This is a genomic window from Paracidobacterium acidisoli, assembly GCF_003428625.2.
GTDB classification, from domain to species: domain Bacteria; phylum Acidobacteriota; class Terriglobia; order Terriglobales; family Acidobacteriaceae; genus Paracidobacterium; species Paracidobacterium acidisoli.
Map to the genome: position 1 here is coordinate 335,128 of NZ_QVQT02000001.1, position 22,496 is coordinate 357,623.

At 54.9% G+C, this 22,496-nt stretch carries 20 protein-coding genes; 13 read left to right on the forward strand and 7 right to left on the reverse strand.

Annotation, left to right across the window (positions count from 1 at the left end):
• Nucleotides 1–2: 2 nt before the first annotated feature.
• The 3 genes from D0Y96_RS01455 to D0Y96_RS01465 form a co-directional block, all read right to left on the reverse strand.
• On the reverse strand, nt 3–467 hold the full coding sequence (locus tag D0Y96_RS01455) for a cytochrome c-type biogenesis protein (RefSeq protein ID WP_117297547.1): 465 nt from the start codon (nt 465–467) through the stop codon (nt 3–5).
• Nucleotides 467–2,545, reverse strand: coding sequence for a heme lyase CcmF/NrfE family subunit (locus tag D0Y96_RS01460; protein WP_117297549.1), 2,079 nt, complete (start codon nt 2,543–2,545; stop codon nt 467–469). The genes D0Y96_RS01455 and D0Y96_RS01460 overlap by 1 nt, the downstream gene beginning before the upstream one ends.
• A gap of 159 nt (nt 2,546–2,704) precedes the next feature.
• Complete coding sequence (locus D0Y96_RS01465; RefSeq protein ID WP_117297551.1) at nt 2,705–3,094, reverse strand: response regulator; 390 nt, start codon at nt 3,092–3,094, stop codon at nt 2,705–2,707.
• A 451-nt stretch (nt 3,095–3,545) separates the two neighbouring features.
• Here D0Y96_RS01465 and D0Y96_RS01470 point away from each other — a divergent pair, with 451 nt between their 5' ends.
• From D0Y96_RS01470 to D0Y96_RS01490, 5 genes are all read left to right on the forward strand, one after another.
• On the forward strand, nt 3,546–4,514 hold the full coding sequence (locus D0Y96_RS01470) for a UbiA family prenyltransferase (protein WP_117297553.1): 969 nt from the start codon (nt 3,546–3,548) through the stop codon (nt 4,512–4,514).
• 661 nt (nt 4,515–5,175) lie between these two features.
• Complete coding sequence (locus D0Y96_RS01475; RefSeq protein WP_147324886.1) at nt 5,176–6,030, forward strand: DUF6798 domain-containing protein; 855 nt, start codon at nt 5,176–5,178, stop codon at nt 6,028–6,030.
• Between the two features lie 59 nt (nt 6,031–6,089).
• Nucleotides 6,090–7,979: a MutS-related protein gene (locus D0Y96_RS01480; RefSeq protein ID WP_158562124.1), complete on the forward strand. Its 1,890-nt coding sequence runs from the start codon at nt 6,090–6,092 to the stop codon at nt 7,977–7,979.
• A gap of 168 nt (nt 7,980–8,147) precedes the next feature.
• Nucleotides 8,148–8,777 carry a sigma-70 family RNA polymerase sigma factor gene (locus tag D0Y96_RS01485; protein ID WP_117297991.1) on the forward strand — a complete coding sequence of 210 codons (630 nt, stop codon included), beginning with the start codon at nt 8,148–8,150 and terminating at the stop codon, nt 8,775–8,777.
• On the forward strand, nt 8,774–9,007 hold the full coding sequence (locus tag D0Y96_RS01490) for an anti-sigma factor family protein (RefSeq protein WP_117297559.1): 234 nt from the start codon (nt 8,774–8,776) through the stop codon (nt 9,005–9,007). The genes D0Y96_RS01485 and D0Y96_RS01490 overlap by 4 nt, the downstream gene beginning before the upstream one ends.
• A 57-nt stretch (nt 9,008–9,064) precedes the next feature.
• Here the strand turns inward: D0Y96_RS01490 and D0Y96_RS01495 are convergent, their stop codons facing one another.
• Nucleotides 9,065–11,521 carry a serine/threonine-protein kinase gene (locus D0Y96_RS01495; protein WP_117297561.1) on the reverse strand — a complete coding sequence of 819 codons (2,457 nt, stop codon included), beginning with the start codon at nt 11,519–11,521 and terminating at the stop codon, nt 9,065–9,067.
• A gap of 172 nt (nt 11,522–11,693) precedes the next feature.
• Between D0Y96_RS01495 and D0Y96_RS01500 the strand changes: the two genes are divergently transcribed.
• Complete coding sequence (locus D0Y96_RS01500; RefSeq protein ID WP_117297563.1) at nt 11,694–12,131, forward strand: antitoxin Xre-like helix-turn-helix domain-containing protein; 438 nt, start codon at nt 11,694–11,696, stop codon at nt 12,129–12,131.
• The gene (locus D0Y96_RS01505) at nt 12,109–12,816 is read left to right on the forward strand and encodes an RES family NAD+ phosphorylase (protein ID WP_117297565.1); all 708 of its coding nucleotides are present in this window, start codon (nt 12,109–12,111) and stop codon (nt 12,814–12,816) included. Before D0Y96_RS01500 ends, D0Y96_RS01505 begins: the two co-directional genes overlap by 23 nt.
• Before the next feature lie 34 nt (nt 12,817–12,850).
• Here D0Y96_RS01505 and D0Y96_RS01510 read toward each other — a convergent pair whose 3' ends face one another.
• Nucleotides 12,851–13,771 (reverse strand): nucleoside hydrolase, encoded by a 921-nt coding sequence (locus D0Y96_RS01510; RefSeq protein WP_350448943.1) that lies wholly within the window; start codon nt 13,769–13,771, stop codon nt 12,851–12,853.
• A 191-nt stretch (nt 13,772–13,962) separates the two neighbouring features.
• Between D0Y96_RS01510 and D0Y96_RS01515 the strand changes: the two genes are divergently transcribed.
• Nucleotides 13,963–15,216 carry an MFS transporter gene (locus D0Y96_RS01515; RefSeq protein ID WP_117297569.1) on the forward strand — a complete coding sequence of 418 codons (1,254 nt, stop codon included), beginning with the start codon at nt 13,963–13,965 and terminating at the stop codon, nt 15,214–15,216.
• Between the two features lie 35 nt (nt 15,217–15,251).
• Here the strand turns inward: D0Y96_RS01515 and D0Y96_RS01520 are convergent, their stop codons facing one another.
• The gene (locus D0Y96_RS01520) at nt 15,252–16,055 is read right to left on the reverse strand and encodes an SDR family NAD(P)-dependent oxidoreductase (protein WP_117297571.1); all 804 of its coding nucleotides are present in this window, start codon (nt 16,053–16,055) and stop codon (nt 15,252–15,254) included.
• Nucleotides 16,052–17,068 carry a galactitol-1-phosphate 5-dehydrogenase gene (locus tag D0Y96_RS01525; RefSeq protein ID WP_252263372.1) on the reverse strand — a complete coding sequence of 339 codons (1,017 nt, stop codon included), beginning with the start codon at nt 17,066–17,068 and terminating at the stop codon, nt 16,052–16,054. Before D0Y96_RS01525 ends, D0Y96_RS01520 begins: the two co-directional genes overlap by 4 nt.
• 384 nt (nt 17,069–17,452) lie before the next feature.
• Here D0Y96_RS01525 and rfbB point away from each other — a divergent pair, with 384 nt between their 5' ends.
• From rfbB to D0Y96_RS01550, 5 genes are all read left to right on the forward strand, one after another.
• Nucleotides 17,453–18,562, forward strand: coding sequence for a dTDP-glucose 4,6-dehydratase (rfbB, locus tag D0Y96_RS01530; RefSeq protein WP_117297573.1), 1,110 nt, complete (start codon nt 17,453–17,455; stop codon nt 18,560–18,562).
• Entirely contained in the window at nt 18,559–19,449 is an 891-nt protein-coding gene (rfbA, locus tag D0Y96_RS01535) for a glucose-1-phosphate thymidylyltransferase RfbA (RefSeq protein ID WP_117297574.1), read from the forward strand. The genes rfbB and rfbA overlap by 4 nt, the downstream gene beginning before the upstream one ends.
• Nucleotides 19,450–19,487: 38 nt before the next feature.
• Nucleotides 19,488–20,033: a dTDP-4-dehydrorhamnose 3,5-epimerase gene (gene rfbC, locus D0Y96_RS01540; RefSeq protein WP_117297575.1), complete on the forward strand. Its 546-nt coding sequence runs from the start codon at nt 19,488–19,490 to the stop codon at nt 20,031–20,033.
• Nucleotides 20,030–20,926: a dTDP-4-dehydrorhamnose reductase gene (gene rfbD, locus D0Y96_RS01545; RefSeq protein WP_117297576.1), complete on the forward strand. Its 897-nt coding sequence runs from the start codon at nt 20,030–20,032 to the stop codon at nt 20,924–20,926. The genes rfbC and rfbD overlap by 4 nt, the downstream gene beginning before the upstream one ends.
• Before the next feature lie 159 nt (nt 20,927–21,085).
• Complete coding sequence (locus tag D0Y96_RS01550; protein ID WP_252263373.1) at nt 21,086–22,210, forward strand: VWA domain-containing protein; 1,125 nt, start codon at nt 21,086–21,088, stop codon at nt 22,208–22,210.
• Nucleotides 22,211–22,496: the final 286 nt, after the last annotated feature.

Sequence of the window (22,496 nt, forward strand, 5' to 3'; positions counted from 1 at the left end):
TTCTACAGCTCCGTTTCCCGGCGAATCCGGTCACGCAGAGTGCGAAAAGCCGGTTCCTGAGGCACATTTGGCATGGGTACAGTACGCAGCTTCCATTTGCGGACGAGCATAAGTGTCGCGCCGATACCGATCAGCAGCAGGGCGGGGGGAATCACCCAGGCCACAATATTGAATTTCGTCAGCATAGGAGCTGCCAGAATGGTAGGGCCATACTTATTCTGGAATGCCGTCAATATGGTGTTATCGCTGTCGCCGCGCTGAATGGCCGTACGCAGCTCCGCAAGCATAGGCCCGGAGTCGGGACAGCCCATGTGGTTACATTCAATCAATACCTGTCCACAGCCGCAGGCACACATCATCTCGTGCCCAAGATCGTCATAACGCCTGCCGCTGTCAGCAAAACCCGCGGTTAAAATCGTGAGCGCGACTAGCATCGGCAGCAATAGCCATTGATTGAATCGGCGCATCAGTCGCCACCTCTTCCGGCGGCGGCCATCTCATTTTCCTTTGCGGAAGCGTCCTGAGGCCGATTGCGGGCCGATGCAAGCGCAGCCGACATGTTCGGCACCAGGGCAATCCCGGTACCCACCGCGACAATGACCACTCCGATCCATATCCACATGACCAGTGGATTTAGAAAAGCCTTGATGATTGGCTGGCCTGTATCAGGATTTTTACCCGCATAAATTACGTACAGATCCCAGGCGGGCGTAGAGTGGTTTGCCACAATCGTGGAAGTCTGCTGGCTCGCCGTGTAGAAGCGCAGCTCCGGCGAAAGCCGGGTTATCTTTTTTCCACCACGATACACATCCAGGAGCGCGAATTCCGTGTCGTAGTTCGAATTGGAATCCTGAGAATAGTCAAGGCACTCGATGCGGTATGGGCCAAGATGGAAACTTTGCTTAAAGCCCAGCTCCTGCTCCTGGGTCTGATTGAAGGCATGACCGGCAAGACCGATAAAGATGACCACCACGCCGAAATGCACGATATACCCGCCATACCTCCGGGTATTCCGCCGTGTGAGCTGCACCATTGAGGCAAACAGATTTTGCCCGGTGTGGCGCTGGATGACATGAGCGCCCCGCAAAAATTCCGATGCCACGGCCGTAACAACAAATGCCGCCAGCGAAAACGCCACCCAGGAATAAAACGACCCCTGATCGTTTGTCGTGAAGATTTCCCAGGGATGCACACCGCAGAACATCACAACCACGGCCGTTACCAGCGCGGCGATCGATGGAAGGACCAGGTTTCTGCGAATACTGCGAAAAGATGTGCTTCGCCATGCCAGCAGCGGCCCGATGCCGGTCAGAAAGAGCAGGAAAAGTCCGATGGGTACAGCCACGCGATTGTAAAAGGGAGCGCTGACCGTGACTTTGTTTCCCTGCACATATTCCGACAGAACCGGAAAGAACGTACCCCACAGCACTGTGAAGCAGGCAACCAGCAGCACCAGATTATTGAAAAGAAAGCTGGATTCGCGTGAAACCAGCGATTCCAGCTTATTTTCGGTCTTCAGATGGTCGCGGTGCAGGATATAGGTGAAGGTACAGACCGCGAGCACGATAACCAGAAAAGCCCAGAACCAGCTTCCGATCGAAGACTGCGCAAAAGCATGGACCGAGCTGACCAGACCAGAGCGGGTCAGAAGCGTTCCTAAAATCGACAGCATGAACGTGGAGAAGATCAGCCATACATTCCACGACTTCATCATGCCCCGCTTTTCCTGCATCATGACCGAATGCAGAAATGCGGTGCCTGTCAGCCAGGGCATCAGTGAAGCATTTTCAACCGGATCCCAGCCCCAGTATCCGCCCCAGCCCAGAACCGCATAGGCCCAGTGCGCGCCGAGGAAGATGCCGCAGGTCAGGAAGAGCCACGTGACCATAGTCCAGCGCCGGGTGATGTGAATCCACTTTTCACCGGGATACCGCATCATCAGAGCACCCAGCGCAAAGGCAAACGGCACGCTGAACCCTACGTAACCCAGGTACAGCATCGGCGGATGGATGACCATCTCGGGGTACTGCAGCAGTGGGTTCAGTCCAAAGCCGTCCTGCGGAACAGCTCCCGAGACCAGCGAAAAGGGAGTGGCTGCGAAGTTGAGCAGCAGGAAGAAAAAGACCTGAATACCTGCCAGAATCGCTGAAGCATAGGCCGTCAGCGTTACATCCACTTTATGGCGCAGCCGCAGGACGAACCCATAAGCCGACAGCAGCCAGGCCCACAGCAGCAGTGAGCCTTCCTGCCCCGACCACAGGGCCGCAAACTTATACGGACCAGGCAGCGCGCGATTTGAGTGGTGCAGGATGTAGGAAACTGAAAAATCGTTGGTAAATGCCGCCCACACCAGCGCAAATGCCGCGCAGGACGCAGCAATAAAGCTGCCGATTCCGGCCCGACGGGCCGTCTCAGCCAGCCGTTCAGGAGAGACGCGTCCCCGCGAACCGGTGGAGAGCTGCCGTAACGCGATCGCGCCGGCCAGAAGACTGTAGCCACTCAGTACAAGACCAAGCAGCAGCGCAAAACTGCCGAATGCAGGCATAGCTGAATAGCATATATTGTCGCACCTGCACCTGAGGGGGGCAATGCGGCTCCCGCTACTATTTACTCAGGCAGGGAAAGAAATATCGCTTATCAGCAACAATGACTTTGGAAATAAGGCAGGAGCGGTCTCCTCTGAGCGAGAGAAGGAGCGAACAACTCAGGCCGTACGGCTCATCGGCTCGTTTAAAAGACACTGGACCAGAGAAATGAGTTGTTCGGGAGCCAGAGGCTTCATACGAAACACAACATCGAGATGATCGTACTGGGTTTCCACGTCGGGTAATCCGCTCAGGACGAGGACGGGGATCTGAGGCAGGCGTTCACGCAGAATCGTTACGAACTGAGGGCCATCCATCCCAGGCATGAGATGATCCGTAATGACGAGGCCAGGCGAATTCTGCATCTCAGAGAAATCAAGCATCTCAAGAGCCTGCATCGCGCTGTCGGCGACGATAATTTTGCGTCCCAAACGGCTCAGAATAGCCCGGCGCGTCATAGCCTGCACGGCATTGTCATCCACCAGAAGAATGTCGGCAAGCAGATTCATGAATAAAATTGAGTCCGAAAAGTACTGAAATGAGGGATGACACTTAATCGGAAAATGTTGTCCGATATATCCCCATTCTTTTATCCATTTCGCGAAATAAAATCAACATCGAGGGTTTTTCCGGCCGGTTTCAGACCCGATATTTGATTTATTTTTATCGGAAGCAGCCTGCTAACGCCTTTATTCGTCTGAAGTTAATGGGATTTTTTACCGGCCCCTTACCGCTTTGCTCCTGGCCGCATGTAGAATTCCCATCATCCTCTTCTTTGCATGCTTAAATCGATACTGGAAAGTGCTTTGTTTTGTTTAGTATCCTGACACCCTTTTTCGCAATGCAGCGGCTTTTCCGAACTGTTATGCTGTCGCCCTGCCCTTGCCGCGATGGCATTGGGCGTCTGACTTCCAAACGCATTCATCCGGCATTTTCAGTTAACGGAGAAACCTTAAGGCCATGAATCAGGCGGTCCTGGTTAACCCTGGCGCCCTGCCGTTCGTGAAGCGGGTGCGCGCGCATCTGGCTATCATGCGGCTGGATCATTTGGTCAAGCAGATTTTCGTTCTTCCCGGTATCGTGGTCGCTTTGACGCTGGGCACCATCAGGATTTCCCCCATTCTCCTTTGGCATGCTCTTCTGGGGCTTCTGACGGTAACCCTGATAGCGAGCAGCAATTATGTGCTGAATGAGATGCTGGACGCTCCATTTGACCGCCTTCATCCGTCCAAGCATTCTCGCCCTGCTGCCTGTGGCGCGATTTACTATCCAGCAGGTTATGCTCAATGGCTCCTGCTGGGTGCTCTTGGATTGCTGTTGGCCCACTCCCTCTCCGCCGGCCTGACTCTCAGCATGATCGCGTTTTGGTTTATGGGCTGTGTTTACAATATTGCGCCGATACGAACAAAAGACATTCCATGGCTGGATGTACTTTCAGAATCGATCAATAATCCCCTGCGCTTCTGTGCCGGGTGGTATATCGTCGCCATCGCCGTCCCTCCCATCTCTTTGCTCATCTCATACTGGATGCTGGGCGCCTATTTCATGGCACTGAAGCGCTTCAGCGAATACCGGCAGATAGGAACCGAGACGGCGGGCTGGTATCGCAAATCATTCCGCATTTACACAGAAAAATCACTGCTGAATTCGGTCATGTTCTATGCCGCTGCGGCCATGCTGTTCTTCGGCGCGTTTATCATGCGCTATCGTCTGGAACTGGTTTTTTCATTTCCAATCATCGCATTGCTGATGGCGCTTTACTTCAACATGGCATTCGAGCCTGACAGCGCCGTGCAGAATCCCGAGAAGCTTTACCGCGAACCTAAACTGTTGGTGCTGCTGAGCGTGTGCATTGTTCTGCTCGTGGTTCTTCTTTTCGTGAAGATGCCCTGGCTGGCTCAGGTCTTCCCCAAATCGGTACTGCAATAGATTTGGGCGGAACGGAATGCGATCGTCTGCTGTTGTAAAACCACTGTTGTCTGTCCTGAGGTTCCCGCTGCTTCAGCTTATTCTGCTGACAGTCGCAGCTCTTTTCATCCATGGGTACCATCTCGGAACCGAAGATGGGGCGATCTATATCCCGGCTGTCCGGTATTTTGCTGATCCGGCACTTTATCCCTTTGGCCGCGAATTCTTCACCTCTCACAGCCATCTTTCTCTCTTTTCGATCTTCGTGGGAGGCACTTCCCGCTTCTTATATGTTCCCGTGGATGCAGCCGTCTTTTTATGGCAGGAATTAAGTGTCTTCCTGACACTGTTCGCCTGCCGGAATTTACTGAAGATATGTTTCAGCAGCGAAGCAGCATACCTGGGCGGCTTATTGCTGATCACCGTCCTTCTGACGCTGCCGGCCACAAATACGGGTCTGCTGCTCATGGACCCTTACCTCACGGCTCGATCTCTTTCGACACCGCTGACGCTTCTCGTCATCGGAGATGCACTGCGGCGTGAAGGGCTGCGCACAGCGATATGGCTGGTGCTGCTGGCTCTGATACATCCTCAGATGTGCGCCTATGCCCTGTTCTTCCTGTTTCTGGCCTGGCTCGTTGCATTTCAGAAAGCGGCGAATCTTCGCAATTACGCGCGTGCTTTGTTTCTGCTGCCTGCAGGATTTGTCTTTCACCCAGCGACCGGACCCTATCGTGAAGTCCTGCTCTCGCGGGATTATTTCTTTCTTGCGAACTGGACCTGGCTTGACTGGCTGGGCGTCGCAGGCCCGCTCATGCTTCTCTGGTGGTTCTCACATATCAGACTTAGAGGCACTCTGCCTGCGTTTGCACAGATATGCCGCGCCACACTCCCGTTTGGGGTGATTTCGATTGTGGCAGCGGCCGTGGTATCTTTTCCGCCGCAGATGCAGTATTTTGCGCGGCTGCAGCCAATGCGGTCATTCCACCTTATCTATATTCTGTTCTTTCTTTTCATGGGAGCGCTGGCTGCTGAATATGCCTTTCGCAGCCGGCCATGGCTGGTATCGTTGCCGCTGGCGTTGCTCGCGGTTACGATGTTTTGCGTCCAGCGAGCGGAATTTCCATTCAGCCCTCACATTGAATGGCCGGGAGTGCGTACGGCTAACCCCTGGCAGGAGACATTTCGCTGGATTGAAGAGAATACTCCGAAAGATGCTGTTTTCGCGATCGATCCGGAATACATGAAAGCTCCGCAGGAGGACGATCATGGATTTCGCGCCCTTACCGCACGCAGTGTGCTTGCCGGAGAATATAAGGATTCGGGTGTAGCAGCGATGTTTCCTAAAGTCGCAGAAGAGTGGAAGCGCGAGGTCCAGGCGCAAACCGGGATCAATCACTTTTCCCTGGCTGATTTTCAACGGCTGGAGAAAAACTGGCCCGTTACCTGGGTGGTCCTGGAAACTGCGCATCCACCGGAATGGCTTGACTGCCCTTATCGCAACCAGATGCTCTCAGTCTGCAAACTGCCTCAATAAGGACAACCCATCAGAAAGCATTTGCTCCACGGCAATTATCTGGTTCGACCATGCGATTTATGCCCAGCAGACAAGATCTTCCAGACCGTTCGGCAGAAAATGAAGCAATCGTGGAGCCGGTAATACCGGGCGATTACAGCCCCGCCGACATCTATTCGCGCAAGCTGGAAGTACTGCGAGCAAAGCAGAATGCAGGCCAGCGACGTGAGAAGCAGTTCGGATTTGCAAAACTGGCGACAGGCTGCGTTTTCATTTTGATGGCAGCTTTATTCATGCGTCGGCCAGCCGCGCTGACACTGCTCCTGATCCCTGTAGCTATCTTTGTAGTGCTGGCTGTTTTTCATGAAAGGCTGCTGCGCTCTTTGCGATCGCGAGCGCGCACCATTGCGTATTATGAGCACGGGCTGGCTCGGGTGAGCGGTACATGGCAGGGAACCGGAGAATCCGGAGAGAATTTTCTCGATCCAATGCATCCCTATGCCCGCGACCTGGACCTGTTTGGAAAAGCCTCTCTTTTTGAATTGCTTTGTACCGCACGTACCAGAGCCGGTGAATCCACTTTGGCCAAATGGCTGCTGGACGCAGCGCCTGTTGGGGAGATCCGCGCGCGGCAGAAAGCTATATCAGAGCTGAAAGACAAGCCCGATTTTCGGGAAAGATTGTTTTCGCTCGGTGAGACGGTACGCCTCGGCGTCCAGCCAGAGAAGCTTTCCGCCTGGGGAGAACATCCGCCGATACTGCGTACGCGGACAATCCGCATTTTAACCACCGCATTTTCGGTTCTCTGGGTGGCCAGCCTGGTAAGCTGGGGCGTTTGGGGCTGGACAGCATTTCCGGTACTCATGTCGATTCTTAACCTTGGCTATTCTCATCATCTGCATAGCCGATTAGACGAATCAGCCGACGAGATCGAGAAGGCTGCAGCGGACCTGAAGCTGCTGGCCGATGTACTTCAGCTACTGGAGCGGGAGGCATTTACCTCCCCGAAGCTGACGGAGTTGCAGGAGGCCCTGAAGCGTGACAACACCGTACCTTCCGAAGCGGTACGAAAACTCAGCCGGCTTGTGGAATGGCTGGAATCCCGGCACAATCCCTATGCCAGGTTTCTGGATATCTTTACATTCTGGATAGCACAGGTCGTCTTCCTGGCTGAAGACTGGCAAAAGAGATTTGGCCCGGCAATTCGAGGATGGCTGGAATCGGCTGGAGAAGCTGAGGCGCTCACGGCGCTTGCAGGATTTGCATGGGAACATCCGGATTATGTGTTCCCGCAGCTGATCGAGACCGCAGGAAGCGCGGCCTTCGACGCCGAGGGACTGGCGCATCCATTACTGCCCGCATCAGGCGCGGTGCCAAATGATCTGAAGCTCGGCTCTGGCGATACGGCGAGGCAGCCAGGCACAATACCGCAGCTGGTTATCCTGAGCGGGCCGAATATGGCCGGCAAAAGCACCTTTATCCGCAGTATTGGAATCAATGCAGTGCTGGCACAGTGCGGTGCTCCGGTAAGAGCACGGCGGCTTGTTCTGTCGCCACTCGCTGTGGCCGCTTCGATCTGCGTTCTCGATTCTCTGAATGGTGGTACCTCACGGTTTTATACGGAGATCCGCAGAGTAAAGCTGATTGCGGACCTGGCGGAACAACAGGTTCCAGTGCTGTTTCTGCTGGATGAACTCCTGTCCGGGACGAATTCACATGACCGCCTGGCTGGAACAAAGCTGGTCGTGGATCACCTGATCAGGCAGGGAGCCATCGGCATCGTGAGCACTCACGATCTGGCTCTCACCCAGATTCCCGAAGCACCCGGAATGCATGCCGTTAACTGCCACTTTGAAGACCGGCTTGAGAACGGCGAATTGCACTTCGATTACCGTCTGAAGCCGGGAATTGTACGGACAAGCAATGCCCTGCAGCTGATGCGATCCATTGGGCTGGGCATTGAAAGCTAAATAACTGGGCTGCAATGATCTGCAGCATATCCCCGGCTCAAAAACACAGGTTTCCTGTTTCCTTTGAATTTCCTTCGGTGCTTTGCCCTGCAAGCCTTGAGCCATATACCATACAAAAAATGACGCTTCATTACGGCGATCACATCCAATTGACTGATGCTGGCCACTATGCCTGAGACAGAGCCGCTGCAGAGCACCGGGGAGATCCATCCGGACATCCTGCTGGTTAACCAGGCGCGCGCGGGTGATGTGGCAGCGTTCGAAAAGCTGGTGCGGCAGTATGACCGCCAGGTTTTCCGTATAGCGCAGCACATCACGCAGAATCGCGAAGATGCCGAAGACGTGGTCCAGGATGCGTTTCTCAAAGCATACGAGAAGCTGGATCAGTTTCAGGGAAATTCGAAGTTTTACACGTGGCTGGTACGCATCGCTGTCAATGAGTCGCTGATGCGGCTGCGGCGGCGGCGCACCGGGAAGATGGTCTCAATTGATGAAGATGTAGAGACCGACGAAGGTTCGATGCCACGCGATCTGGCTGACTGGAGCCCGAATCCTGAAGCCCAGTATGGCCAATCGGAGATGGCAGAGATTTTGCGCAAGACAATCCAGGGATTGCCACCTGGGTTTCGTGTCGTATTTGTGCTGCGCGATGTGGATGGCCTTTCGACCGAAGAGACTGCAGAAACTCTGGGCCTGAGCGTGCCGGCAGTGAAGTCACGCCTGCTGCGAGCTCGTCTGCAGTTGCGGGAACGGCTTAGCCGGTACTTCCGCAAAAAAAATGGGGATGGTGTGAAGTGACCTGCACAGAATTTATCGCTCAGCTCGACGATCTGCTCGACAATAACGTGGCGGCTCCTTTGCGCGCCGATCTGGAAGAGCATCTTCGGGGATGTGAGCACTGTGTGATTACGCTGAACACGACCCGGAAAACGATTGAGATTTATCGCAGCCATGAGATCTATGAGCTGCCCGGTGAGCTGCGCGATCGCCTGCAAAAGGCCATCCTGGCCAAATGCCGAAAGTGCTGATCCGGCTGATACTGATTCGGCTCTGGAACTCCAAACGGATGACTGCTCGTGATGTCATCAGTTTTTGGGCAGCTGCTCCAGCAGACGCTTCCATGTTTTCTGATTTCGGCGGAAGATTCGTTTGAGATCCTCGAGAATACGCTCAAAATCCGTGTGGCCGTGAAGACGGTTCCAGCCAGGATTTTTCGAGAACCAGGGGTAATTTTCATTTCCAAGATAGATGGCGCGGCGCAGCCAGTGGAGGGCTTCGCTCTCATCGCCATCTACTGCAAAGTAGGTCGCGAGGCGGTACGCCATCTCGCTGTCGGCTTCGGCGGCAGCAATGGTGTCCTCTTCGATGAAGGCCGCTGCGCGCTCGCGGTCACCTGCCTGTGCATAGCACATCGCCAGCGTAGGCACAGCAATACGCATGCTGCTGTCATCGCGAATGACCCCTTCGAGCATTTCGATAGCCTGCGCCATCTCCCCCTGCCGCATGCGCTGATAAGCAAGAGAGGTACGAAGAAGCGGGTGGCGGGATTCGAGTGTGAGACCTTTCTGCAGCTCGTCCTCGGCAAGCTCCAGCTGGTTCTGATACTGATAAACGCGGGCACGATGGTTATAAATGATGGGTGCGTTGGAAGGGTTGAGGATAAGGGAGCGGCTGAATTGCTCCAGTGCCTGCTCGTACATACCGTCGAAACGCAGCGTTATGCCGGCAACCATGTGAACATTCCAGTCGTTTGCGGCGGTTTGCAATAAGTTTTCAATGCCGTGACGGGCGCTCTCTTTCTCACCACGTGAAAGCAGCATGTAAACGCGATACAGATTGGCCTCGACCGACCCCGGATCGAGACCAAGAGCACGATCGAAGGCTCGCCGCGCTGCGATAACGTGCATCTGGCCACCAAATCCATGTCGAGTGTACTGAAGCTCCGTCATGCCGAGTCCGCTCCATGCGGCTGCAAACGACGACTCACGTTCGGCAACCTTTTCGAAGAGATCGTGAGCACGATCGAGATCGGCCCGGCTGCCGGTACGCTGCATAAATGAAGACAGCATGGCGCGGGCCTGAAGATAGTCCTCGGAGATATCTTCGGCGAGCGGCTCTGTTCGAAGGGCTCCTCGCACCACACTCCTTTCAGGTCGTTGATCGAGCTGGCCAAGCCCCTGAAGCGAAGCAAATACTTCATTACAGATTTCAGTCTGTACTGCAATGAGATCGAAGGAAGGGACGCTGATCGCAGCGCCTCCACGGACACTTTCCCGTTCGACATCAAGCAACTGCCAGTTCAGATCGAACCCCTGATCTGAGCGCAGAAAACTGCCCGTGAGGACCCAGTCGACAATGAGCTTGTGACCAATAGCAAGTGGATCCATTTGTCCTACGGGCAGCTGCATCAGCGCGCTCGTGGGACGAACGACAAGCGACGACTTACGGGCGATGCGCGCAGCTACAGCGTCGGCCAGCGCGTAGCCATAGAGCGGCGCGACATCGGTTGTTCCCAGATTTTGAAAAGGCAGTACCAATATGCTGTTTTGCCTCTCGCGCTCACCAGAGGATTCGCGAAAGCGCTCGGCAAGCATAGACAGCAACCCGGTGGCGCGCTTTTCATCCTCGGCCGGCGAAGACGGCAGCTTTGCAGCGGCATCGCCAGGAATGATGCCGGTTTCAATCTGCAGAGCCTTCATGATGGTCTTGAGCGCCTCACGCACATCGGCAGCGCTGGAATAGCGCTCAGTGGGTGTTTTCTGCAGACAGCGGAAGATGACCGAACGAATTTCTGCCGGCACTTCCGGCAAGGGTGCGGGGTCAGCAAACTGGATAGCGCGGATGCTCTGAAATTCATCGACATCGGGGCGCGCAAATGGATGGCGCCCACTGACAAGCTCGTAGAGAATGACGCCGAGTGCCCACAAATCGCTTTGCACGCTGCTTTGCCCTGTGACAAATTGCTCCGGAGCCATGTAGGCTATGGTTCCGCCGCGCGCGGTATATGTCGCAATCGGCATGCCGGGCGTCCGGCGTGATGATTTCGCAGGGTCGAAATCGGCTTCTTCCGGATTGAGCCGACGGGCGAGACCGAAATCCAGGATCTTTATCAGGCCACCATCCGTGAGCATGACATTGGCAGGCTTCAGGTCACGGTGAAAGATGCCAAGGGAGTGCGCCGCGGCAAGACCATCCGAGATCTGAATCCCCACGGAAAGCGCAAGCTGCAGATTCGCAGGCCCTTTGATGATTAGCTTGTCGAGCGATTGACCGGGCACATATTGCATTACGATGAAGGCTTCCTCGCCCTCTTCGCCGACTTCGTAGATGCCGCAGACATTGGGGTGCTCGATTGCGGAAGCCATACGGGCCTCGCGCAGAACCGTGGAGCGCATCTGTTCGGATGTCAATGCGCCGCGGCGAAGCACTTTAAGCACCACAGGGCGCTGCAGCAGGGTGTCATCCGCCAGGTAAACGACGCCGCTGCCGCCCGCTCCCAGCTTTCGGACGAGCGCGTAATGTTCGATCGTGCGCTGCTTCATGTTCCTTTCAGTTTATCGGCTTTGAGCAACCGGAAGGAGTTGCTGTGTTTCACGCCGCCCTCGCAGGCAAAATCAATGAAGTGATATCGGCAACTGCTGATGATTCGATCATGGGATTGCTCTCGTTAGCTCATAAATGTATATAATAATCTCCAATATTGGAGATTATGGCATGGCTTTCCCTGCACTTATTCCAGATCTCAGCCAGTCACCGGGCAACGTTCCGGATCTGACAGACACAGGAACGAGACAACGATTAAGTGCACCGGCGCTGGAAGCATTTTTCCGCATCGCGGAAATCTGGAAGCTCAGAAATGACGACGCCATGGCTCTGCTGGGCGGTGTTTCAAATGGCCGCTATTATGACCTGAAAAAACACAGGCGAGGCATACTGACCCAGGATGAGCTGACACGCATTTCTCTGCTGACTGGCATCTTCAAATCACTGAATATTCTCTTCCAGCAAAAGCTCGCCGATGAATGGGTTATACGGCCAAACAGTCACGCGATGTTTAGCGGTGCACCACCACTGGTCATGCTGATCCGGGACGGGGTACCGGGCATACTGAATGTGCGCCGCCTGTTGGATGGCAGACGTGGCGGCCGATAGTTCCCTTCCACCTCTGCACTCGATCAACCGCCGCAGGACACATCGGCTGATCCCCGCGAAGTTCGCCAACGGCGGAAACTCCGTACTGGCGCGCCTAAGCAGCGATCCAGCGATGCTGAATGGCATCTTCGAGCTGGACAACGCAACGAACGATCGATTGCTGGCAGAGCTGGGCAAGGTTCCAGGGATTGACAGGCGTGAGCTGATCTTTGGGGTTCCCTCGGCAAGCATCGTCAACGCGGCCTTCTGCCATCCTGCCCCTACAGGGTCTCGCTTCAATTCTTCCGAGAGAGGCGCGTGGTATGCGGGCTATGAAGTGAGAACTTCCCAGGCGGAAGTGATCCACCATCGCAGGCAATGGCTGCGTGAAACGAACTGGACTGAGGAAGACCTGGCAGAATATGTCGACTATCTTGCCGATTTTCACGGCGAGTTTTATGATCTCCGCGGCACAGCTGAGTTTTCCGCATGCCTTGACCCGGACAGCTACACGGCATCGCAGGCGCTTGCGGCATCGTTGTTACATGCGAGCGGACTGGGAATTATCTACCCCAGCGTTCGGCGTGCTGCCGGCACATGTCTCGCCTGCTTTCGGCCGGCAATCGTGACACACGTGCGCCGGGACGCGACATATCGATTGATTCTCCGCGGCTGGCAGGGTCCGGTAAAAGTAGAAAAATTGTAACGATGCACAGATTGCAAAATGACATCGCCCGGCATCAGGGATGCGCCGACGAATCCCTGCGTGTCTGCTCTATAGACAGGGTGCCGGGCTTCAGTACGCGAGGCATATAAAAATCGTAGAACTGCTGCACATCTGAATTCAGGCAAACCTCAGCATTGGGCGTACCTGGCGCAGGACGAGTAAACCCTTTGTCGTCGACCTCTATGTGCATGGGCTTTACGGGACAGAGCTCGGGGCGTATCGCATAAGCAGCAGCCATGGCATCAAAGAGCGTTGGGGTAGGAGTGCGATTAGCCGCAGACCACTGGTGGTAAAGCAGGGTGAGCGCGTCTGTCATCGCTGTACCGTGACTGAAGAGCTCGTCGCGACGTACTTCATCCAGTGGGATCTGCGTCGAATCGAGCGGCATCATGTAGATCGGCACATCTGCGGTGAATAGTTTTTTGGAGGATGAGATATCCGAATATATGTTGTATTCGGCTTCCGGACCGTGGCCAGGAGCGTAACCGGTATCTCCGTAGCCTCGATAAACGGAACCTCCCATGATCACAACCCGCTTCAGCTTACGAAAGGTAGAAGCGTCCCTCGATATGAGCGCTCCAACGTTGGTAAAGGGCGCCACAGAAACGAGTGTGACCTCGCCGGGATATCTGCGAATCGTGTCGAGCATAAAGCTGACAGCATCCGGATAACGGCGCTCCGGAGATTGTCCGGCCCATTGCGCCTGGCTGAATTTCGCTGCGCTTTTCGTCTCTGTTCCGGAAAAGACAGGAATATCGCTGTGACCGGTTTCGCGAAGAAAGCGGGATACCAGACGTGCACGGAGATTCGTATCTCCCCACGCTGTGGTCACACCGAGAATTTTGACTTCAGGGCTCTGCAGCAGCAGCGCCAGTGCAAAGGCATCATCGATGTCGTCGCCAATATCTGTGTCGAAGATGATTTTTTCGGGCACCGAAGCAGAATACTCTGCACTCGACTGAGACACGGCCAGTGAAGAGCCTGGGGCAATGAGCAAAAAGAAGAGTGCGGCAAAGGCGATGCGGCGCATGCCATGAATAGTACTCTGACCTATTTTCAAAAATACAGCGGCGACACGCGGCAGCTACAATGACGGGGATCTCAGATTACCGGATAACAAACGGAATGAATCAGGCGAGTACCGCGGCATTGCGCGATAAATGGAAAATCGCATTCCTGCTGGGAATCGGTGTTCTTATCAATTATTTCGACCGCGTTAACCTCTCGGTCTCTCACGAAGCGCTCTATGCCACCTTCGGCATATCCGATATCACCTTCGGCTATCTTTCAGCCGCCTATAACTGGACATACGCGCTCTGCCAGCTTCCTATCGGGGTCATTCTCGATACATTTGGCGTCCGCCGCGTGGGCCGGATCAGCACATTTATATGGAGTATCGCCACCTTTGGCGCAGCGATCACGCCAAACATCAGCGGCTTCTTCGGTGCGCGCCTGCTGCTTGGCGTGGGCGAGGCCCCGTCCTTCCCGGGCAATGCAAAGGCGATCGGTTTATGGTTTCCGCAGAAAGAGCGGAGCCTGGCAACAGCAATCTTCGATTCTGCCGCAAAACTGGCGCCGGCTCTGGGTGTGCCATTACTGGGCATTTTCCTGATTCGTTTTGGGTGGCGCTGGAGCTTTGCCTTTACAGGACTGCTAAGCCTGTTCTTTTTCGCGCTGTTCTATTTCGTCTATCGCGATCCGGACGTTCCCGCTGATGCCGAAACCGATCAACCGGAGCAGGTGGATAGTGGCGAGCCGCTTTCCCTCTGGTATCTGATGCGGCAGAAAAAAGTGCTGGGCCTGCTGCTTGGATTTGGTGCATACAATTATGTCTTCTATCTGCTGCTGACCTGGCTGCCGAGCTATCTGGCACAGTCACTGCATATCGATCTGCTGCACTCCTTTCTCTACACAGGCGCACCCTGGCTGTTTGCTGCCGTAACCGATATCGTGGTGGGCGGCTGGCTCGCGGACTCGCTGATTCAGCGGGGGTGGAACGCGGATTATGTACGGCGTGCCATTTTGATTGGCGGGACTGCGCTGGGGCTGGGAATTCTCGGAGCCGCGCATACTCATTCCGCGCCAGTTGCACTTTTCTGGATCAGTATCTCAATCGGCGGGCTCTCGGCAGCGGCTCCTATAGGATGGGCTGCGACAACTCTGATTGCTCCGCGAAGCAGCGTGGGTACTCTTGGAGGAATTCTCAATTTCTCAAATCAGCTTTCTGGAATTGCCGCGCCAATCATTACGGGCTATCTGGTGTATCACAGACAGTCTTATGCCGCAGCCTTTGGAGTAGCCGCGGCATATCTGATCGTTGGAATTATGGGTTACTGGTTCCTGATGGGGAAGATCGAACCGGTTCCTGCCAATCTCTGAGTACGGGACGCTGGAGCCAGATGGGGCATGACGGACTACTCGTCTGCATCTGCAGGGCGCATGGTCGCACGCATTGCACCGGTTGAAATGCCTCCGTCAATCAACAGCGTCTGGCCCGTAATATAACGGCTTGCTTCTGACGCAAGAAAGACAACCGCACCATCCAGATCGTCAGGCGCTCCGGGGCGTTTCAGCGGAATACGATCCACAAGGTATTCCACCCATTCCTTGTTTTCATAAAGCACGCTGTTTTGTGCAGTACGGAACCAGCCCGGAGCAAGACAATTCACAGTGATACCGTGTCTGCCCCAGTCGTCGGCAAGGCTCATAGTAAGCTGCCGTACACCTCCGCGGCTGGCACAGTAAGGACCGAGACCGGCATAACCGAAAACGCTGGTGACCGAACCGATATTAATAATGCGCCCATAGTGATGAGGAATCATAAGGCGCGCCATTGCCTGAGCGACAAAGAAGCTGCCACGCAGGTTCGTATCGAGAACGAGGTTCCAGTCTTCCCAGGTAACATCGACAGCGGGTTTCCGAACATTGCAGCCGGCGTTGTTGACCAGAATGTGAACCTGCCCAAAGCTTTCGGCAGCCTGGGCGGCCATGGCGGTAATGCTCTCCGCATCGCGCACGTCGAGCTCCAGTTCGACAGCGCGGCGTCCCAGATCTCGAATCTCCTCGGCAAAGGGAGCGAGCGTTTCTTTTCGGCGACTGGTAAGTATCAGGTCTGCTCCAGCTCTTGCCAGGGCTCTCGCAAGATACTGGCCCAGTCCACGACTTGTCCCGGTAACGACAGCAACTTGTCCGGTGAGATCAAATAATGAGCCGCTCATGCATGTACTTCCCCGGCAGGAAGTGGACTCAGCACGACTTTCATCAGATTCGGCTCGTGCGAATAAAGCCGTGAAAACCAGAGCGGCCCCTCTTCAAGTGGGGCCACAGCGGTAATCAGCGGCTGCACTTTGATCTTTCCGGTGGAGACAAGCTCGATGGCCTGTGGATACTCCCCTGCAGACGCGGCACTTCCCTGCAGCCGAATCTGACGTGAAACAACCTTCTGTAATGGCAGGCGCACCTCCGGTGTAATGTTGCCGATCAGCGTTACAGTCCCACCCCGGCGTACGCAGTCGATGGCTCCTGCGACGGTTTCATCGCGCCCAACAGCTTCAAGCACGAGATCGACACCTCGGCCGGCAGTTCTTTTCAAAATCTCTGCCGGAAGATCCGTCCCCGAAGCCAGCAGGGTCGTATCGGCACCAGCCGCTTCCGCCATTTTCAGCCGCGAGGCATCGACATCGGCAACAAGAACCTGGGAACAACCGGCTGCTCGCGCAGCCTGCAGAGTAAGCAGGCCGATCATGCCCGCGCCAATCACGAGGGCAGTTTCGCCCCCCTTCACATCGGAGACACGCAACGCATGAAGCGCCACCGAGACAGCCTCCAGCATGGCGGCTTCTGCAAAAGACATTCCGTCTGGCAGGCGATAAACGATCCGCTCGGGTACCACTACGTATTCAGCGAAGGCTCCGGCGCGACGGAAGTCCGCGCACGATACCCCGATTACCTCTCGTGATTCGCACAGATTGATGTCTCCGGAGCGGCAGTAATCGCAGTGCCCGCAATACACGGTCGAATCAAAGGTTACGCGATCGCCGGGCTGGAACTTCCCGGCATTGCTCCCGGTTGCCGCGATGACTCCGGAAGCCTCATGGCCCATGACAACAGGCGGAATACGGCGGCCTGAGCCTCCATCGTAACCATGAACGTCGCTGCCGCAGATGCCACAGGCTGCAACGCGAATCAGTACCTCGTCTTCTCCTGGAACCGGTGCGGGAAGATCTGCCATTTCAAGCTGCTTGTATTCCGACAGCAACAATGCCTTCATGCGATTCAGTCACCTCGTCCCTGCCAGATTACATCGTTGCGCCGGACGAAGCATGTTGAAGGACGCGATGGGCTCTTCAGTGCTGCAGGCCCCTGTTTTGCCTCGAAATTCTCATATGGGATACATCTCGATCCGATTGTGCAACGCGCTTTTATTTTCAATAAGATGAGGATATTTCTACGTCATTTCGGCTCTTTCCTCAAAAATTCCGTGGCACGGTCTGTTACCGTAACAGCAGCAACGCTGCAAACTATGGGAACGCAGGGTTTTATTACCTGCGCACAGCACAAAGACAACGTCTTTCGACAGAACTCCAACAACCGGGACCGAACACACAGACCAGATATGAATGACGCCATTCTTGTGACAGGAGGGGCCGGCTTCATTGGCTCCAATTTCGTTCTTGACTGGATACAGCAGAGGGGAACACCAGTCATCAATCTTGATCTGCTTACATATGCCGGAAACGCGGCGAATCTGCAGACGCTGGAGGGCGATACTCGCCACATTTTTGTTCGTGGCGATATCTGCGATGCTCCGCTTGTGAAGTCTCTTCTGGAGAAATATCAGCCGCGCGCCCTGGTTCACTTTGCGGCGGAGAGCCACGTGGATCGTTCTCTTGTCTCTCCGGACACATTCATTCAAACCAATGTCTTCGGGACATTCACCCTGCTTCGCCAGGCACATGAGTACTGGAACAGGCTGACGGGGCATGAACGCGAACAATTTCGTTTTCTGCACGTTTCCACTGACGAGGTATACGGCACACTCGACGAGCACGATCCGGCATTCTCCGAAACAACTGCCTATGCTCCAAACAGCCCGTATGCTGCGTCCAAAGCCTCATCGGATCATCTGGTGCGTGCCTGGCATCATACGTGGGGCTTACCGGTGCTGACTACGAACTGCTCAAACAATTACGGACCATTTCAGTTTCCGGAAAAACTGATCCCGCTGATGATTCTGAATGCACTGGAGGGAAAGCCGCTTCCGGTATACGGCGACGGATTAAACGTACGTGACTGGTTATTTGTTGGCGATCACTGCACTGCCATCCGCGAAGTGCTGGAACGCGGACGCCCCGGTGAAACCTACAATGTGGGTGGATCGAGCGAGCGAGCAAATATCGACGTGGTAACGACAATCTGTGATCTGCTTGACGAAATGCGACCCAATGCAGGTATTGGTCCACGCAGGAATCTGATCACGTATGTGACTGATCGGCCAGGCCACGACCGGCGTTACGCTATTAATGCAACAAAGATCACACACGAGCTGAGCTGGCATCCGCTGGAACGATTTGAGAGCGGCATTCGTCGTACCGTGGCATGGTATCTGGATCATCTGGACTGGGTAAATAATGTGAGAAGTGGTGCATACCAGCAGTGGATAGAACACAACTATGCGGAGCGTTTAGGCACTGAGCGCCAGCAGACGGAGCAGCTACCCCAGTGAAAGGAATCATCCTCGCCGGAGGCTCCGGCACGCGGCTTTATCCGGTGACGCACGTTGTTTCAAAACAGCTGCTGCCGGTCTACGACAAACCGATGATCTATTACCCGCTGAGCACATTACTGCTGGCTGGTCTGAAGGACATTCTGATCATCTCCACACCGCAGGACACGACTCGCTTTGCTGATCTGCTCGGCAATGGGAATCAGTGGGGGATCGAACTGTCGTATGCCGTTCAGCCTTCACCAGATGGACTGGCTCAGGCATTTCTTATCGGTAAGGATTTTATTGGCGACGACGCGGCAGCATTGATCCTCGGCGATAACATCTTCTACGGGCAGACACTCTCGCGGCAGCTCCGTCAGGCAGCGCAAAAGACACATGGCGCAACGGTATTTGCTTATCCAGTCCATGATCCGGAGCGTTACGGTGTTGTGGAATTCGACAGAAATGGAAAAGCGATCAGCCTGGAAGAAAAGCCGGAGACTCCGAAATCGCGTTATGCGGTCACCGGGTTGTATTTTTACGATAATGACGTGGTTTCGATTGCTTCTTCACTGAAGCCTTCTCCTCGCGGGGAGCTTGAAATTACCGATGTGAATCGCCATTACCTCGTGCGCGACCAGCTGGACGTGGAGATCATGGGACGGGGCATGGCCTGGCTCGATACAGGTACGCATGATTCGCTTTTTGATGCCGGTCTCTTTATTCAGACCATCGAGCGCCGCCAGGGATTGAAGATTGCCTGCCCCGAAGAGATTGTCTGGCGACTTGGTTATATCGGCGATCAGCAGTTAGAAGCGCTTGCCAAGCCGGTTCGAAAGAGCGGATACGGTCAGTATCTTCTGGGACTGCTGACCGACTCGAATATCTCCGATGACGTCCTGTAACGGCCGCACATTAAATCCGACAGTAACGGAACGGTACGATGAAAATCACAGAGACCTCTTTGCCCGGCGTTCTGCTGCTTGAACCGAAGACCTTTCGCGACAATCGTGGGGTTTTCTGGGAGACCTATAATGAGCGTGCTTTCGAAGAAGCTGGCCTGCCGACAAAGTGGGTACAGGACAATTACTCGATCTCATCGATGGACGTGCTGCGGGGCATCCACTATCAGATCACGCAGCCTCAGGGGAAGCTTGTACGCGTTGCCTCCGGCGCGGTGGTCGATGTGGCGGTCGATCTGCGGCGCAGTTCAGCAAACTTCGGGAAATATGTTGCTGTCGAGCTTTCCGAGATGGATGGCAATATGCTCTGGATTCCACCGGGATTCGGGCATGCCTTTCTCTGCCTGACGGAAACAGCAGGCTTTGCGTACAAGGTGACTGACTATTATTCGCCCTCCGGCGAACGCACCGTCCAGTGGAACGATCCGGAGATAGATATTTCGTGGCCCATCAGCTCTGACAAGGCGATCATTTCGGCAAAGGATCAGCAGGGATGTCTGCTGAAAGACGCTGAGGTTTATCCGTGACAGCACCTGTCGTTCTGCTCCTTGGTGCGAATGGTCAGGTGGGAACAGAGCTTCAGCGCAGTTTTGCAGGCTTTGGAAAAGTCATCGCTTGTGACCGCTCGCATGCCGACCTGAGCCGTCCGGCAGGCCTCCGCAATCTGATACGTGAAGTTCATCCACAGGTCATTCTCAATGCGGCGGCCTACACAGCCGTTGACCGGGCAGAAAGTGATCAGGAACTGGCCACTGCCATCAATGCAACGGCTCCAGGGGTGCTGGCTGAAGAAGCGGCCCGTCTGGATGCGCTGCTGGTGCATTATTCAACAGATTATGTCTTCAATGGCGCAAAGACTTCTCCGTGGATCGAGACCGATACACCCGCTCCTTTGAACGTCTATGGTGCGTCCAAGCTGGCGGGCGAGCGCGCCATTCAGGCGGTTGATGGCAGACATCTGATTTTTCGCACGAGCTGGGTCTATGGGCCGCATGGGAAGAATTTCCTGCTGACCATGCTGCGCCTGGGACGGGAAAGAGATGAACTCCGCATAGTGGATGATCAGATCGGAGCTCCCACCAGTTCCCTGGCCATTGCCCATGCAACACGTTCGGCAGTAGACAAAATGCTTTCAGAAGCGCCTTTATCTTCGGAAAGCAGGACAGGTATTTACCATCTCTCCTGCGAAGGAGAGGTTTCCTGGTGCGGGTTTGCCAGGGAGATTTTTTCGCGAGGTGGCGCCCTGTTGCACGGCAGGCAACCTTGTGTTGCCGCCATCCAGAGCGAGGAATATCCTACTCCCGCGATACGGCCGCGATATTCAGTATTGTCGAATGAAAAACTTCATTCCATTCTGGGAGTCAAACTACCTCCGTGGCAGATTGCCCTCGATGAGGTGCTGTCCCGGCTTCAGGCTTAGGATCAGCCGCAACATCTCTCGGCACTTTTTCGTCTAATAAGCGCTGCTTCCAACGCGCTTTCAGAGGACGTTTCCTGTATGTGTCTGAAGTTGTTTCGCCATACCATATCTTTCCGTACGACCTGCTGGGTGCTGGCAGTCAGTTTTGCTCCTGCCCTGATGGCTTCGACAGCAACTGCTCAGGCGGTCGATGCGTCTTCCTCCCAGACGCCTCCATCCGGCACTACGGCCTCGACACAACCAGCCACACTGAAGGTCGACGTCAGAGTCGTAACGATGGCCGTTACCGTACGCGACAAGAAGGGCGCGATCGTCAATAACCTCACAGCCGACGATTTTGCGCTCACCGACGACAATCATCCGCAGACGATTAAATACTTTTCGCATGACACCAATCTGCCGCTCACGCTTGGTCTGCTGGTGGATACCAGCATGAGCCAGCACAGCGTACTCGACGACGAACGCACAGCCAGCCAGCACTTCTTATCGCAGATGCTGACCGATCCTAAAGACAAAGCATTTCTGGTCCAGTTCGATCATGAAGTTGATTTGCTGGAGGACATCACTCCTTCAAAAGACAGACTGCAGAAGGCTCTCGACCAGCTTGGAGTTCCTCAGTTTGGCTCATCCTCGAGTCAGGCTTCGCCGGATGACAGCGATCACGGAGCAGATGGTGAACACCGGAGAGGACGCGGCGGCACAACGCTGTATGACGCCATCTATCTTGCATCGAGCGATGTAGCAGCAAAGCAGCCGGGACGCAAGGCACTTATCGTGCTGACGGATGGTATCGATCGAGGCAGCAAAGAAACGCTGAACGGAGCAGTGGAAGCGGCGCTCAGGGCAAACACCGCGATTTATGCAATCTACTTTAAAGGCGAAGAATCACGAGACAATGGTAACGGTCCGGGGATGGGCCGCCACGGTGGAATGGGTGGAAGGTGGCCTGGTGGTGGAGGTGGTTATCCTGGCGGAGGATCTCCCGGCGGCTACCCCGGAGGCGGTGGCAACCCAGGTGGGGGCCGCACTGCTGACAGCCACGGTGACGGGAAAAAAATTCTGGAAGAAATTTGCGGCCGTACCGGCGGTTATATGTTTGAAGGGAAAAAGGGTAAGACAGACGAAATCTACGGGAAGATCTCCGAAGAACTGCGGGGGCAGTATCAGCTGGGATATATCCCAGGCAAGGATGCGAGTGATTCGGGCTATCACCGAATTGCTCTTACTCCAAAGAAGAAGGATCTGATTGTTCAGACACATGATGGCTACTACACCGCCGAATAACCCGGTCTCTGAAAATCAGGGAGTGATCAAAACAAATTTTGATGAGCCTCTGAATGAGGCTGAATTCTGCCTTACAATGGGTGCTTGCGACGCGCACTTACCATTGTGTTGCTGCTTCTGTTCAGCTATCCGCTGATTGCGCCCGCATTTGCCTCATCAGCTGATGAGGCAGACCTTCCCGCCTGCTGCCGCAGAAACGGCAAACATCACTGCGCTATGTCCGGCATGGACATGACGCAGAACACACAAAGCACATCCATAAGCGAAAGATGCCCATATTCCCCGC

What these genes read in the sequence shown, in the direction of transcription:
- D0Y96_RS01455 (WP_117297547.1), bottom strand. Translation starts at nt 467, where the DNA reads ATGCGCCGATTCAATCAATGGCTATTGCTGCCGATGCTAGTCGCGCTC.
- D0Y96_RS01460 (WP_117297549.1), bottom strand. Translation starts at nt 2,545, where the DNA reads ATGCCTGCATTCGGCAGTTTTGCGCTGCTGCTTGGTCTTGTACTGAGT.
- D0Y96_RS01465 (WP_117297551.1), bottom strand. Translation starts at nt 3,094, where the DNA reads ATGAATCTGCTTGCCGACATTCTTCTGGTGGATGACAATGCCGTGCAG.
- D0Y96_RS01470 (WP_117297553.1), top strand. Translation starts at nt 3,546, where the DNA reads ATGAATCAGGCGGTCCTGGTTAACCCTGGCGCCCTGCCGTTCGTGAAG.
- D0Y96_RS01480 (WP_158562124.1), top strand. Translation starts at nt 6,090, where the DNA reads ATGCCCAGCAGACAAGATCTTCCAGACCGTTCGGCAGAAAATGAAGCA.
- D0Y96_RS01485 (WP_117297991.1), top strand. Translation starts at nt 8,148, where the DNA reads ATGCCTGAGACAGAGCCGCTGCAGAGCACCGGGGAGATCCATCCGGAC.
- D0Y96_RS01495 (WP_117297561.1), bottom strand. Translation starts at nt 11,521, where the DNA reads ATGAAGCAGCGCACGATCGAACATTACGCGCTCGTCCGAAAGCTGGGA.
- D0Y96_RS01500 (WP_117297563.1), top strand. Translation starts at nt 11,694, where the DNA reads ATGGCTTTCCCTGCACTTATTCCAGATCTCAGCCAGTCACCGGGCAAC.
- D0Y96_RS01505 (WP_117297565.1), top strand. Translation starts at nt 12,109, where the DNA reads ATGGCAGACGTGGCGGCCGATAGTTCCCTTCCACCTCTGCACTCGATC.
- D0Y96_RS01515 (WP_117297569.1), top strand. Translation starts at nt 13,963, where the DNA reads ATGAATCAGGCGAGTACCGCGGCATTGCGCGATAAATGGAAAATCGCA.
- D0Y96_RS01520 (WP_117297571.1), bottom strand. Translation starts at nt 16,055, where the DNA reads ATGAGCGGCTCATTATTTGATCTCACCGGACAAGTTGCTGTCGTTACC.
- D0Y96_RS01525 (WP_252263372.1), bottom strand. Translation starts at nt 17,068, where the DNA reads ATGGCAGATCTTCCCGCACCGGTTCCAGGAGAAGACGAGGTACTGATT.
- rfbB (WP_117297573.1), top strand. Translation starts at nt 17,453, where the DNA reads ATGAATGACGCCATTCTTGTGACAGGAGGGGCCGGCTTCATTGGCTCC.
- rfbC (WP_117297575.1), top strand. Translation starts at nt 19,488, where the DNA reads ATGAAAATCACAGAGACCTCTTTGCCCGGCGTTCTGCTGCTTGAACCG.
- D0Y96_RS01550 (WP_252263373.1), top strand. Translation starts at nt 21,086, where the DNA reads ATGGCTTCGACAGCAACTGCTCAGGCGGTCGATGCGTCTTCCTCCCAG.